Origin of the sequence: Pseudomonas sp. ADPe (assembly GCF_014843515.1) — a bacterium.
GTDB classification, from domain to species: domain Bacteria; phylum Pseudomonadota; class Gammaproteobacteria; order Pseudomonadales; family Pseudomonadaceae; genus Pseudomonas; species Pseudomonas citronellolis.
Window position 1 is genome coordinate 6,374,449 of record NZ_CP062122.1, and the last position, 15,665, is coordinate 6,390,113.

The window sequence follows — 15,665 nt, forward strand, 5'->3', positions numbered from 1 at the left end:
TGCGCAGCCGTATTTTTCGGGCGTTGCCTGGCGCTCCGGCCTGCGCGATCGATATGCCTGCGGAATCATCGGCATTTATGTCGACTATCGATAGCGGTGGGTAGCAAGCACAAGAAAGCCCGGATAGAGTCCGTGGCTATAAAGCATCAAAGGCGAGGTATGTGATGTCCCGCATGATCCGATTCCACCAGTTCGGTGATGCCTCGGTACTCAAACTCGAGGAAGTCCCGACCCCACGGCCGGGGCCGGATGAAGTCCTGATCCGCACCCAGGCGCTGGGCGTGAGCTGGCGCGACGTGCTCTGGCGGCAGAACCTGGCGCCCGACCAGGCCCAACTGCCCGCCGGGATCGGCTACGAACTGGCCGGCGTGGTCGAGGCGGTGGGCGCGAACGTCACCGATCTTGCGCCCGGCATGGCCGTGGCCAGCTTCCCGGCCGACTCGCCGAACCAGTACCCGGCCTGGGGCGATTACGTGGTGATGCCGCGCACCTCGCTGACGCGCTACCCGGACAACCTGAGCCCCGTCGAGGCCGCGGTGCACTACACCGGCCTGCTGTACGCCTACTTCGCCCTGGTCGAGCTGGCCAGTCTGCAGCCGGGCCAGCACGTGCTGATCACCGAGGCCGGGCACTGCCTGGCGCCGCAGTCGATCCAGCTGGCCAAGGCCCTGGGCGCCAAGGTGATCGCCACCACCAGCCACGAGAACACCCGCGAGTTCATCCGCAGCCTGGGCGCCGACAAGGTGATCTACACCGAGGAGCAGGACCTGGTGCTGGAAGTCGAGCGCTTCACCGACGGCAAGGGCGTGGAAGTGGTCCTGGACCAGTGCGCCGGCCCGCAGATGAAGCTGCTGGGCGACGTCGCCGCGCCGCGCGGCAAGCTGATCCTCTACGGCATCAACGGCGGCAACGACGCCACCTTCCCGGCCTGCGCGGCCTTCAAGAAGCACCTGCAGTTCTACCGCCACTGCGTGCTGGACTTTACCGGCCAGCCGGAAATCGGCCTGACGCGCAACGACGAGGCGGTGCAGCGGGCGTTGCAGGCGATCAACCAGATGACCGCCGACCAGTTGCTCAAGCCGAGCATCGACAAGGTCTTCGACTTCGCCAAGTTCCGCGAGGCCAGCAACTACATGGAAAGCTGCCCCGGCGGCGGCCGGGTGGTGATGAAGGTCGCCGACTGACCTGCCTGCCCGCGCGATGCCAGAAGCCACTCCCCGGAGTGGCTTCGGTGTTTCTGCGTCCCCGTTTTTCGTAGGAAGGAATACCGTGCCTTCCGGAAACCTGTAGGAGCAACTGTCTTGTGCCGAGGTGCTCTTCGTAGGATGGGTTGAGCTTGCGAAACCCATGCGGTTGCGGTGATGGGTATCGCTTCGCTCAACGCCATCCTACGAAAAACCGTGCTTCCTGGAACCGTAGCGGGCCCTGCCCGCGATTTCGCGCGCAGGGCGCGCTCCTACAAGGGGCATGGCGCGAGGCAGCCCGTAGGAGCGGATCTCATCCGCGAATCGCGCCGGGATGTCCGGCTATCGTAGACAAGGGCCGCTCCTGCAAGGAATGGCGTGGGTGGGCCGCATCCACCGCAGGATCGGGCAAGCCTGCGCAGGACCGGGCAAGCCACTGGGCGGGGTTTTCCCGTATCGTCGCGGCATTCGGCCAGGGAAGCGCCTAGGCTGAATCCATTCCCCACGGAGCGGCCTTGGCTCCGGACTTCCACATCACCCGAACAAAGAGGTGAGCGCCTGATGATCAAGCTGAAACTCAACGGCAAGGACCACGAATTCGACGCGCCCGGGGAAATGCCCCTGCTCTGGGCGCTGCGCGACGTCGCCTTGCTCACCGGCACCAAGTATGGCTGCGGCATGGCCCTGTGCGGGGCCTGCACCGTGCACGTCGACGGCCAGCCCACGCGCTCCTGCGTGACGCCCCTGGCGGCGGTGGCCGGCAAGCAGGTCACCACCATCGAGGCGGTGGCCGAGCAGGCCGCCGGCAAGGCGGTGCAGGAGGCCTGGCGCAAGCTGGACGTGGTGCAGTGCGGCTACTGCCAGTCCGGCCAGATCATGTCGGCCACGGCGCTGCTGGCCGGCAACAAGAGCCCCAGCGACGCCGACATAGACGCGGCCATGAGCGGCAACATCTGCCGCTGCGCCACCTACGTACGCATCCGCGCGGCCATCCACGAAGCCGCGCAGAACCTGGCCTGAGGAGGCGCGACATGGCAGACCTGCAGCAACGGGCCGGCGTCGAGCCGGAAGACGCCGGCAACGGCATCCTCAACGTCAGCCGCCGGCATTTCCTGCGCGGCGCCGGCGGCCTGGCCCTGGGCATCTACTTCGCGCCGCTGCTGGGCCGCTTCGGCGATCCGCAGGCCGCCGCGGCCAAGGCCTTCGAGCCCAACGCCTTCGAGCCCAACGCCTTCGTACGCATCGCCCCCGACGGCACGGTGACGGTGATCGCCAAGCACGTGGAAATGGGGCAGGGCAGCTACACCGGCCTGGCCACCCTGCTGGCCGAGGAACTGGACGCCGACTGGAGCAAGGTCCGCGTCGAAGGCGCCCCGGCCGATGCCAAGCGCTACGCCAACCTGGCCTTCGGCACCCTGCAGGGCACCGGCGGCAGCAGCGCCATGGCCAACTCCTTCGAGCAGATGCGCAAGGCCGGGGCCACGGCCCGGGCCATGCTGGTGGCCGCGGCGGCGCAGCAGTGGAAGGTGCCGGCCGAGCAGATCGAGGTGCACGACGGCGTGGTCGAGCACAAGGCTTCCGGGCACAAGGCCGGGTTCGGCCAACTGGCCGAGGCGGCGGCCAAACAGCCGGTGCCGGCGGAGGTGAAGCTCAAGGAACCGAAAGACTTCAAGCTGATCGGCCAGGTGAAGCTGCCGCGCAAGGACAGCCAGGACAAGACCGACGGCCAGGCGTGCTTCACCCAGGACGTGCACCTGCCGGACATGCTGGTGGCCGTGGTGGCGCACCCGCCGCGCTTCGGCGGGGTGCCGGCGAAGGTGGACGACAGCAAGGCCAAGGCCGTGCCCGGCGTGGTGGCGGTGGTGCAGTTCCCGGGCAGCGACTCGCGCTTCGCCGGCGTCGCCGTGCTGGCGAAGAACACCTGGGCCGCGCGCCAGGGGCGCGACGCCCTGCAGGTGGAGTGGGACGAGAGCAACGCCTTCCGCATGGGCAGCGCCGAAATCTTCGCCAAGTACCAGGAACTGGCGGCCAAGCCCGGCGTGGTGGCGCGCAACGAGGGCGACATCGCCAAGGCGCTGGACAAGCCGGCCAAGCTGATCGAGGCGCAGTACCAATTCCCGTTCCTGGCCCATGCCTCCATGGAGCCGCTGAACTGCGTGGTCAAGCTCTCCGACGGCGCCTGCGAGATCTGGAACGGCGAGCAGTGGCAGACCGGCGACCAGATGGCGGTCGGGCAGTTACTGGGCATCGCCCCGGAGAAGGTCTCGATCACCCAGCTGTACGCCGGCGGCAGCTTCGGCCGCCGCGCCAACCCGCATTCGGACTATGTGCTGGAGGCCGTCTCGATCGCCAAGGCGGCCCGCGAGCACGGCCACAAGGGCCCGGTGAAAATGGTCTGGACGCGCGAGGACGACACCCGCGGCGGCTATTACCGCCCGGCCTTCCTGCACAGCGCGCGCCTGGCGCTGGATGGTCAGGGCAACCTGGTGGGCTGGCAGCAGCATCTGGTGGGCCAGTCGTTCATCGTCGGCACGCCCTTCGAGAAGGTGATGGTCAAGGACGGTATCGACAAGGTGGCGGTGGAGGGCGCGGCGGACCTGCCCTATGCGGTGCCCAACCTGCGCGTGGAGCAGACCCTGGTGCCGGAGATCAAGGTGCCGACGCAGTGGTGGCGCTCGGTGGGCCACACCCACACGGCCTATTCCACCGAAACGCTGATCGACGAAGCCGCGGTGGCCGCCGGCAAGGACCCCTACGAATTCCGCCGCGCCCTGCTGGAGAAACACCCGCGGCACCTGGGCGTGCTCGACCTGGTGGCCGACAAGGCCGGCTGGAAGCAGCCGCTGAAGGCCGGCGGGGAAGGCGAGAAGCGCGGCCGCGGGATCGCCGTGCACGAGTCCTTCGGCAGCTTCGTGGCGCAGGTGGTGGAAGTCACGGTGAAGGCCGACAAGAGCTTCCGCATCGACCGCGTGGTCTGCGCCGTGGACTGCGGCCTGGCGATCAACCCGGACGTGATCCGCGCACAGATGGAGGGCGGTATCGGCTACGGCCTGGCCATGGCCCTGCACAGCGCCATCACCCTCAAGGAGGGCGTGGTCGAGCAGTCCAACTTCCACGACTTCCAGGTGCTGCGGATCAACGAGATGCCTGCGGTGGAGGTGCACATAGTGCCGTCCAGCGAGGCGCCCACCGGCGTCGGCGAGCCCGGCGTGCCGCCGGCGGCGCCGGCCCTGGCCAACGCCCTGGCGGCGGCCACCGGCAAGCGCATCCGCAACCTGCCGATCGGCAACCAGCTGCAGGCCTGAGGCCGGTGGTGAGGGCGGCCCGTTGCCTCGTGCAGCGGGCCGTTGCCTTTTCCGCGGCCGGCGCCCGATATTTCCGGCGCGGCCGCGCCAAGGCAGGTATCCTTGTCGGCAGGCGTCCGCCCGGATGCCCCTTTCTACTGGAGCTGTGACATGACCCGCGACAAGCAACTCTTCCCCGACGACGAGATCGGTGACGCCCTGTGGGCCCTGCAGGAAGATGGCGAGGACCTTTCGTTCGAGCGTGAGGTGGAATTCGCCGTGATCTTCCCGGAAGAGCAGGCGGCGCTGGATTTCGCCATCCTCCTGCTGCAGAACGGCCAGAAGGTGGCCTATTCCGAATACGACGGCGACCCGGCCAACCCCTGGCAGGTCCTGGCCTACCCGGTGATGGAGCCGACCCACGAGAGCATCAGCGGCTACGAGGAACTGCTGGCCGAGCATTCCGAACCGCTGGGCGGCAAGACCGACGGCTGGTCGGCGCTCTGAGGCGGGATGTGGTGGAAAAAGCCGGGGCAGGTCCCCGGCTTTTTTGTGGGGGCGGGTTCATATCCGCGATTGGGCATTACCTGTAGGAGCGGGCCCTGCCCGCGATTCGCGCGCAGGGCGCGCTCCTACAATGGGAATGGCGCGGGTGGGGCGGCGTAGGCGGATCACATCCGCGAATCGCGCCGGGATGTCCGGTCATCGCGGACAAGGTCCGCTCCTACAGGTTGACGCTGAGCTTCCCGTGCGCGCCGAACGGTTCCCTCTCCCTCTGGGAGAGGGCTGGGGTGAGGGAACGGAATCACCCCGAGCCCCAGCGGCCCCGGCCAACACCGTCGATTGCCCGCCTCAGGATTTCAACGCCTCCAGCTCCCGATACAACTCCAGCGCCTGCGGGTTGGCCAGGGCGTCGGTGTTCTTCACCGGCCTGCCGTGCACCACGTTGCGTACCGCCAGCTCGACTATCTTGCCGCTGAGGGTGCGGGGGATGTCGGCCACCGCGATGATCTTCGCCGGCACGTGGCGCGGGGTGGTGTTGGCGCGGATGGTCTGGCGGATTTTCTCCTCTAGCGACTCGTCCAGCTGCACGCCTTCGCGCAGGCGCACGAACAGCACCACGCGCACGTCGCCCTGCCAGTCCTGGCCGATGGCGATGGATTCCAGCACCTCGTCGACCTTTTCCACCTGGCGGTAGATCTCCGCCGTGCCGATGCGCACGCCGCCGGGGTTGAGCACTGCGTCGGAGCGGCCGTGGATCACCAGGCCGCCGTGGGCGGTTTCCTCGGCGTAGTCGCCGTGGGCCCAGATGCCGGGGAAGGTGGCGAAGTAGGCGTCGTGGAATTTCTCGCCCTGCGGGTCGTTCCAGAAACCCACCGGGATCGACGGGAAATGCCGGGTGCAGACCAGCTCGCCCTTGCCGCTGCGCAGGCGCCTGCCGTCGTCGTCCCAGACTTCCACCGCCATGCCCAGGCCCTTGCATTGCAGCTCGCCGCGCCACACCGGCGCCGTGGGGTTGCCCAGGGCGAAGCAGGAGACGATGTCGGTGCCGCCGGAGATGGACGACAGGCACAGGTCGGCCTTGATGTTGCGGTAGACGTAGTCGAAGCTCTCGTGGGCCAGCGGCGAGCCGGTGGAGAGGAGCGTCTGCAGGCTGTCCAGGCTATGCGTCTGCGCCGGGCGCACGCCGGCCTTCTCCAGCGCGGCGATGTACTTGGCGCTGGTGCCGAAGACCTTGATGGCCTCGGCGTCGACCAGGTCCATCAGCCGTTCCGGGCCGGGGTGGAAGGGCGAGCCGTCGTAGAGCACCAGGCTGGCGCCCACCGCCAGGCCCGAGACCAGCCAGTTCCACATCATCCAGCCGCAGGTGGTGTAGTAGAACAGCACGTCGCCGGAGTGCAGGTCGGTGTGCAGCGCGTGCTCCTTGAGGTGCTGCAGCAGCACGCCGCCGGTGGAGTGGACGATGCACTTGGGCACGCCGGTGGTGCCGCTGGAATAGAGGATGTACAGCGGATGGGCGAAGGGCACCGGGGTGAATTCGGGTTCGCCGCCGCTCTGGTAGAAGTCGTTCCACAGGGTAGTTAGAGCAACTGACTTGTAATCAGTTGGGCGAGCCTCTGGCCGCGCGTAGGGCACCACCACCAGTTGCTGCAGCGATGGCAGCTTTTCCAGTATCTCGTTGAGCTTGCCGGTCAGGTCCAGCACCTTGCCGGCGTAGCGGTAGCCGGCGCAGGCGATCAGCACCTTGGGCTCGATCTGGCCGAAGCGGTCGATCACCCCCTGGGTGCCGAAGTCCGGCGAGCAGCTCGACCAGGTGGCGCCCAGGCTGGTGGCGGCGAGCATGCCCACCAGAGTCTGCCAGGTATTGGGCATGAAGGCCGCCACGCGGTCGCCCACGCCCACCCCGGCAGCGCGCAGGCTGCGTTGCAGGCCGGCGATCTGGGCGGCCAGCTCGGCATGGCTGAGGCTTTCGCGGCTGCCGTCTTCGCCTATGGCCACCACTGCCGTGGCTTCGTCGCGGCGGCGCAGCAGGTGTTCGGCGAAGTTCAGGGTGGCGCCGGGGAACCAGCGCGCGTCGGGCATCCGCGGGCCTTCCTCCAGCACCGTGCGCGGCGGGCTGTGGAAGCGCACATCGAAGCTGTCGACGATGGCCTGCCAGAAGGCCTCGCGGTGCTCGATGCTCCAGGCGTGCAGGGCGGGGTAGTCGGCTAGCGCCAGGCCATGGCGCTGGTTGACCTGCCGGCGGAAGGCGTCCATCCGGCTGGCGGCGATGCGTTCGGCGGAAGGGGTCCACAAGGGCTTCATAGGGGCGTCCGTCCATCCACTGCTTGTCCAGCAAGTGTGGCACGGGATTGCGACGTCTTCCGCCCGGCGAAGATCCGGCGCTGGCCCCCGCCGGCTGGCGGCGGGGGCGGACGCTCACTGGGCGACCCAGCCGCCGTCCATGTTCCAGGCGGCGCCGCGCACCTGGGCGGCGGCCTCGCTGCAGAGGAACAGCGTCAGCTCGCCCAGTTGTTCGGGGGTGACGAACTCCAGCGACGGCTGCTTTTCCGCCAGCAGGTCGTGGCGCGCCTGCTCGGGGCTGGCGCCTTCGGCTATGCGCGCGTCTATCTGCTTCTGCACCAGCGGCGTCAGCACCCAGCCGGGGCAGATGGCGTTGCAGGTGATGGGCGTGGTGGCGGTTTCCAGGGCGACACTCTTGGTCAGGCCGATCACCCCGTGCTTGGCGGCCACGTAGGCGCTCTTGCCGGCGGAGGCCACCAGGCCGTGGGTGGAGGCGACGTTGACGATGCGCCCCCAGTTGCGCCGGCGCATGCCCGGCAGCGCCAGGCGCGTGCTGTGGAACACCGCGGAGAGGTTGATGGCGATGATCGCGTTCCAGCGCTCCACCGGGAAGTCTTCCACGGCGTCCACGTGCTGGATGCCGGCGTTGTTGACCAGGATGTCCAGCGCGCCGAACTCGCGCTCGACGTAGGCGATCATCTCGGCGATCTGCGCCGGCTCGGCCATGTCCGCCGGGTGGTGGCCGATCCGCGTGCCGTGGCGGCCCAGCTCGGTCAGGGCGCCCTCGACATCGCCGAAGCCGTTGATCACCACCTGGGCGCCGGCCGCGGCCAGGCTGTGGGCGATGCCCAGGCCGATGCCGCTGGTGGCGCCGGTGACCAGCGCGATCTTGCCTTTGAGGTTCATGGTCGTTTCTCCTGCCTGTGGCGGCCCTCAGCGGGCCGCCGGGTGGTACTCGGCATCAAACGATGCCGGTTGCGTAGAAGGTAGCGATCACCACGAAGACCGCCAGGGTCTTGATCAGGGTGATGGCGAAGATGTCCTTGTAGGCCTCGCGGTGGGTCAGCCCGGTGACCGCCAGCAGGGTGATGACCGCGCCGTTGTGCGGCAGCGTGTCCATCCCGCCGCTGGCCATGGCGGCGACGCGGTGCAGCACCTCCAGGGGGATGTTGGCGGCATGGGCGGCGGCGATGAACTGCTCGGACATGGCCGCCAGGGCGATGCTCATGCCGCCGGAGGCCGAGCCGGTGATGCCGGCCAGGGTGGTGACGGTGATGGCCTCGTTGACCAGCGGGTTGGGGATGCTCTTGAGCGCATCGGCCAGCACCAGGAAGCCCGGCAGCGAGGCGATGACCGCGCCGAAACCGTATTCCGAGGCGGTGTTCATGGCCGCCAGCAGGGCGCCGGACACCGCGGTCTTGCTGCCCTCGGCGAGGCGGCTGCGGATCGCCCGGTAGCTGCTGGCCAGCACCAGCAGGATGCCCAGCAGCAGCGCCGCCTGCACTGCCCAGATGCCAGTGAGCTTGCTCACGTCGCTGGCCACCGGCGCGGCCATGCCGGCCAGCTGCAGGCTATGGGTCTTGCCGTAGAGCTGCGGGATCCAGTGGGTGAACAGCAGGTTGGCCACGCCCACCAGCACCAGCGGCGAGAGCGCCAGCAGCGGGTTCGGCAGGGCGATGTCGCTGGCGGTTTCCGGCTCGTTGCGCAGCTCGCGGCCGTAGCCCTCGCCGGCGGCGCGGGCGCGCCCGGCCTGGCGGCGCAGGAACAGCATGCCGGCGAAGAACACGAACAGGCTGCCGATCAGCCCCAGCCAGGGCGCGGCCCAGCCGTTGGTGCCGAAGAAGGCGGTGGGGATGATGTTCTGGATCTGCGGGGTGCCGGGCAGGGCGTCCATGGTGAAGCTGAAGGCGCCCAGGGCGATGGTCGCCGGGATCAGCCGCTTGGGGATGTCGCTCTGGCGGAACATCTCGGCGGCGAAGGGGTACACCGCGAACACCACCACGAACAGCGACACGCCGCCGTAGGTGAGCAGGGCGCACACCAGCACTATCACCAGCATGGCCTGGCGGGTGCCGAGCAGGCGGATGGCCGCCGCGACTATGGAACGCGAGAAGCCCGACAGCTCGATGAGCTTGCCGAACACGGCGCCGAGCAGGAACACCGGGAAGTACAGTTTGACGAAGCCGACCATCTTCTCCATGAACACGCCGGTGAAGGCCGGCGCCACCGCCGACGGGTCGGTGACGAGCACGGCGAGCAGCGCCGCGATGGGGGCGAAGAGGATGACGCTGTAGCCGCGGTAGGCGGCCAGCATCAGCAGGGCGAGGGCGGCGAGGGCGATGACCACGCTCATGGGCAGTTCTCCTGGAACTGCGCGGCACGGCGGCCGCGCATGATTATTGTGATGGTGGCGCGAATGCCGGCGGTTACCAGAGCGGCAGCACGTAGCTGAGGATCAGCCGGTTCTCGTCCAGGTCGTTGCCGAAATGGCTGGAGCGCACGGTAGCGTTGCGCCATTTGACGCCGAAGTTCTTCAGCGGCCCGCTCTGCACCACGTAGCCGATGTCCGTGTTGCGCTCCCACTCCTTGCCCTCCGGCTTGCCGGCGCCCAGCTCGATGTCGTCGCCGGACAGGTAGCGCGTCATGAAGGTCAGACCGGGCACGCCCAGGGCGGCGAAGTCGTAGTCGTAGCGTAGCTGCCAGGACTTCTCGTCGCGGTTGGCGAAGTCGCCGATCTGCACGAAGTTGACCAGGAAGGCGTCGGTGCCGCCGATGTAGGCGAAGCCGGTGTCGCCGTTCATGACCTGGTAGCCGGCGCCGAAGGCGTGGCCGCCGAGGCTGTAGGTGAGCATGGCGCCGAAGGCGCGGTTGTCGACGTTGCTGTGGCCGTCGTCCTTGGAGCGGGCGAAGCGCAGGTCGGTCTTCAGCGATTGGCCGTCGGCGATGGGCAGCACGTGCAGCAGGTTGACGATGTGCTGGTCGTACAGGCCGTCGAGCTTGGCGTAGTTGTAGCCGGTGGTCAGCTGCGGCGTCCATTTGTAGCTCAGGCCGGCGAAGTCGAAGCGGTCGCTGTCGGCGCTGGCGACGATGCCGCGGGCGTTGCCGGTGGTGAGCGTCATATCCTCGCTGTCGGAGGAATCGCGCTGGCTGACCTGGCGCAGGCGGCCGGCGTCGAAGGTCAGGCCGGCGAATTCGGCGGAATTCAGGTGCGCGCCCTGGAAGGTCTGCGGCAGCAGGCGCGAGTCGTTGGCCAGCACGCTGGGCAGCTTGGGCAGCAGGGTGCCGACCTTGAGCACGCTGTGGGAGGCGCGCAGCTTGGCGGTCAGGCCCAGCTCGCTGTAGTCGTCCTGGGCGCCGTGGACCTTCTCGCGGTCGCGCGGCAGCAGGCCGGAGCCGGCGCGGTCGGGGCTGGAGTCGAGCTTCACGCCCAGCAGGCCGATGGCGTCGACGCCTACGCCTATGGTGCCCTCGGTGAAGCCGGATTCGTAGCGCAGCAGGAAGCCCTGCGCCCATTCCTCCTGTTTCGACTGGGGGGCGGCGTCCTGGCGGAAGTCACGGTTGAAGTAGAAGTTGCGCAGTTCGAGGCTGGCCTTGCTGTCGGCGAGGAAATCGGCCTGGACGGGGAGCGCGATGCCGAGGGTGGAGCCCAGGGTGGCGAGGGCGACGGCATGGTTGAGCGGGGTTCTGCTCATGTTTGCTAGTACTCCTGGCGCGGCGCGGCGGCGAACCGGGGCGGGCCGTGGGCCCCGTGGGTAACGTTCGTGCGCGGACGGCGTTGGTTGTTGTTATGTCGGCGTGCGGCGGATGGCCGCCCGGGCCGGATAGCGAGAACCGTGCCAGATGTTTAACTAGCTGATTTTAAAGGGATTTATTTGGATTTGCGGAAAGCATGCGCCGGGCTTTGTCTCCATTCGTGGACAAAGGCGGTTGCCATGTGCCTGAAGGCACCTGGAATTCGGGCTGTCTCTGAATGTAGAAAAGTCTCTGTTTCAGGACGAAAGGCCCAGGGCGGCCATCTTCTTGTACAGCGTCGAGCGGCCCAGCCCCAGGCGCCGCGCGGCCGCCTCGACGTTGCCGGCCTGTTCGGCCAGCACGTTGCCGATCAGCTTGCGTTCGAAGGCCTCCCGCGCGGCGTAGAAGTCCTGGCCCTCGGCCAGGCTGGCGCGGTTGCCGTCCGCCTGCGCCGGCGGCGCCTGCAGCGGGCCGAGGGCGGCGCGCAGGGCCTGGGCGTCCAGTTGCGCCCGGTCGTTGAGCAGCACGGTGCGTTCCAGCAGGTTGCGCAGCTCGCGCACGTTGCCGGGCCAGGCGTGGCGGCGCAGCAGGGCGAGGGCGTCGGCGTCCAGCTCGTAGAGGGCGTGGTTGTCCTCGCGCAGGTCGTCGAGGATCGCCTCGCACAGCGCCGGCAGGTCCTCCAGGCGCTCGCGCAGCGGCGGGATACCGATGGGCACCACGTTGATGCGGTAGTACAGGTCGGCGCGGAAGCGGCCCTCGCGCACGGCCTTGTCCAGGTCGATGGAGGTGGCTGCGATCAGCCGCACGTCGCTGCGCAGCACTTCGTTGGAGCCTACCGGCTCGAATTCCTTTTCCTGCAGCACGCGCAGCAGCTTGCTCTGCAGCGGCAGGGGCATGTCGCCGATCTCGTCGAGGAACAGGGTGCCGCCCTGGGCGATCTGCAGCTTGCCCGGGCGGCCCTTGCGGTCGGCGCCGGTGAAGGCGCCAGGCGCGGTGCCGAAGAACTCCGCTTCCAGCAGGGTTTCCGGGATGGCCGCGGCGTTGATGCTGACGAAGGCCTTGCCGGCCCGCGCCGAGGCGCTGTGGATGGCGTGGGCGAGCAGCTCCTTGCCGGTGCCGGTCTCGCCCAGCAGCAGCACCGGCGCCTCGCTGGTGGCGGCGCGGCGGGCGCGGCGCTTGACCTCCAGGCTGGCGCTGCCGTTGCCGATGAAGTGCGCCAGGCTGTACTTGGCCTGGCGCGCCTGCAGCAGCGAGCGGGTGGAGGCCAGCTCCTGGCGCATGCGCTGGTAGCGGCTGAGCAGCGGCGACAGCGAGCGCAGCTCGTCGAACAGGGCGAAGCCGATGGCGCCGATCACCTGCCCGGCGTCGTCGCGGATCGGCATGCGCATCACCACCAGCGGGTCGCGCGGCATGTCGAGGATGTCCAGCAGCATCGGCCGGCCGCTGCGCACCACTTCGCGCATCAGGCTGCCGGGGATCACGCTCTCCACCGGCCGGCCGACGGCCTGCTCGGCCTCGTCCAGGCCGAAGCGCTGGGCGTAGCGCTGGTTGATCCAGACGATATTGGCGTCGCGGTCGACGATCACGGTGCCCTCGCTGAACTGCTCGAAGATCTCGAACAGCGAGCGGATCGCCAACTGGCGGACGCTCTGGTAGTCCGTGAGGGGGGAGTTGTCGTGCATGGGCGGCCTGGTGCTTGGGGGGCTTTGAGCGGGCACTGTACCGGGATGTGGGAGGTGGGTCAGTAGGGAAGGGCGGAGTATGGGTTGGGCGCTGGTGTGGCGGGGGAGTCCGCAACCCTCTCCCCAGCCCTCTCCCTGAAGGGAGAGGGGGCTAGTCCGTGCCGAGAGAAGAAAGGGTTTCAGCCGGAAACCTCCAGCGTTGCCGGCGAACTCCGAAATACCCGAGCGCACCGAACGGTCCCCTCTCCCTTCAGGGAGAGGGTTAGGGAGAGGGCGCTCTCAGTCTTGACACCGAAGTGCCGGGAAACCCCGTTCGCGAGCAAGCTCGCTCCTACGCCAAGCCAGTCCGTGCCTGCACTCTTCAGTGATTGCCGACTGACTCATGAGCATCCAAGCACACCGAACGGTCCCCTCTCCCTTCAGGGAGAGGGTTAGGGAGAGGGCGCTCTCAACCCCGAACACCCAAGCCCCCGGTAAACACCATCACTCTGTAGTGGTCAACTAATTCCGGACACCTCGATAGGTGGTTTCGACGCCATCGCCCGCTCGTAAACGGTCGGTGGCAGATATCCCAGTTTCGAGTGCAGCCGCTCGTTGTTGTAAAACCCAACGATGTATTCCACGATGTCACGTATCGCTTCTGCGTGATTGGCGTAGTCGCGGCGCCATACCCGCTCCATTTTCAAACTCAGAAAAAAGCGTTCCATCACTGAGTTGTCCCAGCAGTTACCTTTACGGCTCATGCTTTGCTGCATGTCATTTCGCGCCAGCAACGCTCTGTAGCTTGCGCTGGCGTACTGGCTACCGCGATCCGAGTGGGCGATCAGGCCAGGTGGCGGTTGACGCTGAGCAATTGCCAGCTGCATTGCACTACACACCAGCTCGGCAGGCATGTTCGGGGCCATGGACCAACCCACGATCTTGCGTGAGAACAAATCCAATACCACAGCCAGGTACAGCCAGCCGCTGCGGGTCCGGATGTAGGTAATGTCCGCTACCCAGGCCTTGTTTACCGCCTCAGGCTCGAATTGACGATTCAGTACATTGTCGGCAACTGGCAGGTCGTGCTTGCTATCGGTCGTGTGCACAAACTTACGCTTCCAAGCCGAACGCAGGCCGTTGGCACGCATCAAGCGACGAATTTTATAAACGCCGATTTCCATACCCTTGGCGCGCAACGCTTTACGTAACGGACGGCTCCCATAGCAGCCGCCACTCGCATCAAACGACGCTTTGAGCTGCACGGTCACGGGCAAACCGATGCTGGCGTGTCGGCACGCCTGTTTGCCTCGTAGAACCCCGATCGGCTGACCCCCAGCAGCCGACAGACATACGCCACCGAATAAGCCTTCTGTTGCAGCTGCCGAACCAGGCGATACGTTACTTCAGCTCGCGGGCAAAGAAGGCGGTGGCTTTTTTTAATACATCGTTATCCATCTTGAGCTGGCGGTTTTCCTGCTCCAGCTGCCGGATTCGCTGCTGTTCGGATGTTAGTGGTTTACCGATCCCGGGCTGACCCAATTGCTCAGCCTCGTACTGCTGAACCCAGCGCCGGACGGCTGTCTCACCAATATTCAGATCGCGACAGACCTGCGGAGCGGTCAGCCCCTGGTCCTTGATCATCTTCACGACTTGCAGCTTGAAGCTGTCGTCGAATGTCCTGCGTTTGGTGGTCATGAAAAACTCCTCGATAGATGCATTTTCCACCTATCGAGGTGTCCGGGGAAATTAGACCACTACACTCCGCCGCCTGCATCCCCTGCGTCTGCTTCGCCTGCTTGTAACGCAGCGCCACCGCCGGCACCGGCGAGGCCTTGCCGGTTTCCACCCAGCGGCGGATGCGCGCGGCGTCGGCCACGTGGGTGCGCTTGCCGAAGGCGTCGAGCAGGGCCAGGGCCACCGGGCGGCCGTTCATCACCGTGACCATCACCAGGCAATGCCCGGCCTGGTTGGTGAAGCCGGTCTTGGTAAGGCGGATGTCCCACTTGCCGGCGCGCACCAGCGGGTTGGTGTTGAAGAAGCTCAGCGCGTAGCTCGGGTGGCTGAAGCGCGCATCCTTGGTCGCGGTGGTGCTCAGTTCGCGGATCAGCGGGTACTGGTAGGCGGCCTTGACCAGGCGGATCAGGTCATGGGCGGTGGAAGTGTTGTCGATCGACAGGCCGGTGGGCTCCACATAGTGGGTGTGCAGCATGCCCAGGGACTTCGCCTTGGCGTTCATCGCCTTGACGAAGGCCACGCTGCCGCCCGGGTAGTGGTGGGCCAGGCTGGCGGCGGCGCGGTTTTCCGAGGACATCAGCGCCAGCAGCAGCATCTGCCGGCGGTCGATGCGGCTGCCCAGGTGCACGCGGGAGAACACGCCCTTCATCTCGGCGGTCTCGGAGATGTCCACGTCGATCTGCTCGTCCAGCGGCAGCTTGGCGTCGAGCACCACCATGGCGGTCATCAGCTTGGTCACCGAGGCGATCGGGCGGACCACGTCGGGGTTGCTGGAATACACGACCTTGTCGGAGTTCAGGTCCACCACCAGGGCGCTGCCGGAGGCCAGGACCAGCTGGCTGGGAGTGACTTCCGCCTTGCTGGCGGCGAGGGAGGGCAGGGCGAGGGCAAAGGTACAGGTGAAGAAAAGGCCCAGGATCGAACGACGAGTGTTCATGGATGTGATTCGCACAAGTGGGAGGGGCTACATCCATGTAGGCAATTTCCCAGAATTCTAATCCATGACCGGTGAGCGTGCATCAGCCTGGCAGCGGGCCAGGGGAAAGAATTTCAAGGGCTTGCAGGCACAAGTGCGTGTATCACTTTGAAAGCGCAGCGGCGGGAATGAGAAAGTGTCTCGCCAAGTGTTGCGAAATGCGAATCCCGCGCCCGGGTGTCGGCTATCGGATTATTCCAAGTGTCTGATTCTCAAGGTGTTGTACTTCTGTGGCATGAAGCTTGACTGGCTAAGCTGTAGAGAACGAGGCGGATTGCGGGCTTGCGTTTACCTTTACGTTAACGTA

Annotated in this window: 9 protein-coding genes and 2 pseudogenes; 4 read left to right on the forward strand and 7 right to left on the reverse strand. The window is 66.9% G+C overall.

Going from position 1 to position 15,665, the window contains the following annotated elements:
* Positions 1-164 precede the first annotated feature (164 nt).
* From IG194_RS28855 to IG194_RS28870, 4 genes are all read left to right on the forward strand, one after another.
* Complete coding sequence (locus tag IG194_RS28855; protein WP_058489529.1) at positions 165-1,184, forward strand: zinc-dependent alcohol dehydrogenase family protein; 1,020 nt, start codon at positions 165-167, stop codon at positions 1,182-1,184.
* A gap of 561 nt (positions 1,185-1,745) precedes the next feature.
* The gene (locus IG194_RS28860) at positions 1,746-2,204 is read left to right on the forward strand and encodes a (2Fe-2S)-binding protein (RefSeq protein ID WP_043272645.1); all 459 of its coding nucleotides are present in this window, start codon (positions 1,746-1,748) and stop codon (positions 2,202-2,204) included.
* A gap of 11 nt (positions 2,205-2,215) precedes the next feature.
* The gene (locus IG194_RS28865) at positions 2,216-4,489 is read left to right on the forward strand and encodes a xanthine dehydrogenase family protein molybdopterin-binding subunit (RefSeq protein ID WP_058489530.1); all 2,274 of its coding nucleotides are present in this window, start codon (positions 2,216-2,218) and stop codon (positions 4,487-4,489) included.
* 150 nt (positions 4,490-4,639) lie between these two features.
* On the forward strand, positions 4,640-4,975 hold the full coding sequence (locus IG194_RS28870) for a ribonuclease E inhibitor RraB (protein ID WP_009620390.1): 336 nt from the start codon (positions 4,640-4,642) through the stop codon (positions 4,973-4,975).
* Positions 4,976-5,320: 345 nt separating this feature from the next.
* Here IG194_RS28870 and IG194_RS28875 read toward each other — a convergent pair whose 3' ends face one another.
* The 7 genes and pseudogenes from IG194_RS28875 to pbpG form a co-directional block, all read right to left on the reverse strand.
* Entirely contained in the window at positions 5,321-7,273 is a 1,953-nt protein-coding gene (locus tag IG194_RS28875; RefSeq protein ID WP_058489531.1) for an acetoacetate--CoA ligase, read from the reverse strand.
* A gap of 114 nt (positions 7,274-7,387) precedes the next feature.
* Positions 7,388-8,158 (reverse strand): 3-hydroxybutyrate dehydrogenase, encoded by a 771-nt coding sequence (locus tag IG194_RS28880; protein WP_058489532.1) that lies wholly within the window; start codon positions 8,156-8,158, stop codon positions 7,388-7,390.
* Between the two features lie 55 nt (positions 8,159-8,213).
* Complete coding sequence (locus tag IG194_RS28885; RefSeq protein WP_058489533.1) at positions 8,214-9,605, reverse strand: GntP family permease; 1,392 nt, start codon at positions 9,603-9,605, stop codon at positions 8,214-8,216.
* A gap of 73 nt (positions 9,606-9,678) precedes the next feature.
* Positions 9,679-10,944, reverse strand: a complete 1,266-nt coding sequence (locus tag IG194_RS28890) for an OprD family porin (protein WP_058489534.1) — start codon at positions 10,942-10,944, stop codon at positions 9,679-9,681.
* A 297-nt stretch (positions 10,945-11,241) separates the two neighbouring features.
* Positions 11,242-12,666 carry a sigma-54 interaction domain-containing protein gene (locus IG194_RS28895; protein WP_058489535.1) on the reverse strand — a complete coding sequence of 475 codons (1,425 nt, stop codon included), beginning with the start codon at positions 12,664-12,666 and terminating at the stop codon, positions 11,242-11,244.
* 497 nt (positions 12,667-13,163) lie between these two features.
* Positions 13,164-14,343: pseudogene (locus IG194_RS28900) on the reverse strand (IS3 family transposase).
* Positions 14,344-14,407: 64 nt separating this feature from the next.
* A pseudogene (gene pbpG, locus IG194_RS28905) lies at positions 14,408-15,319 on the reverse strand (D-alanyl-D-alanine endopeptidase); the annotation flags it as partial.
* Positions 15,320-15,665: the final 346 nt, after the last annotated feature.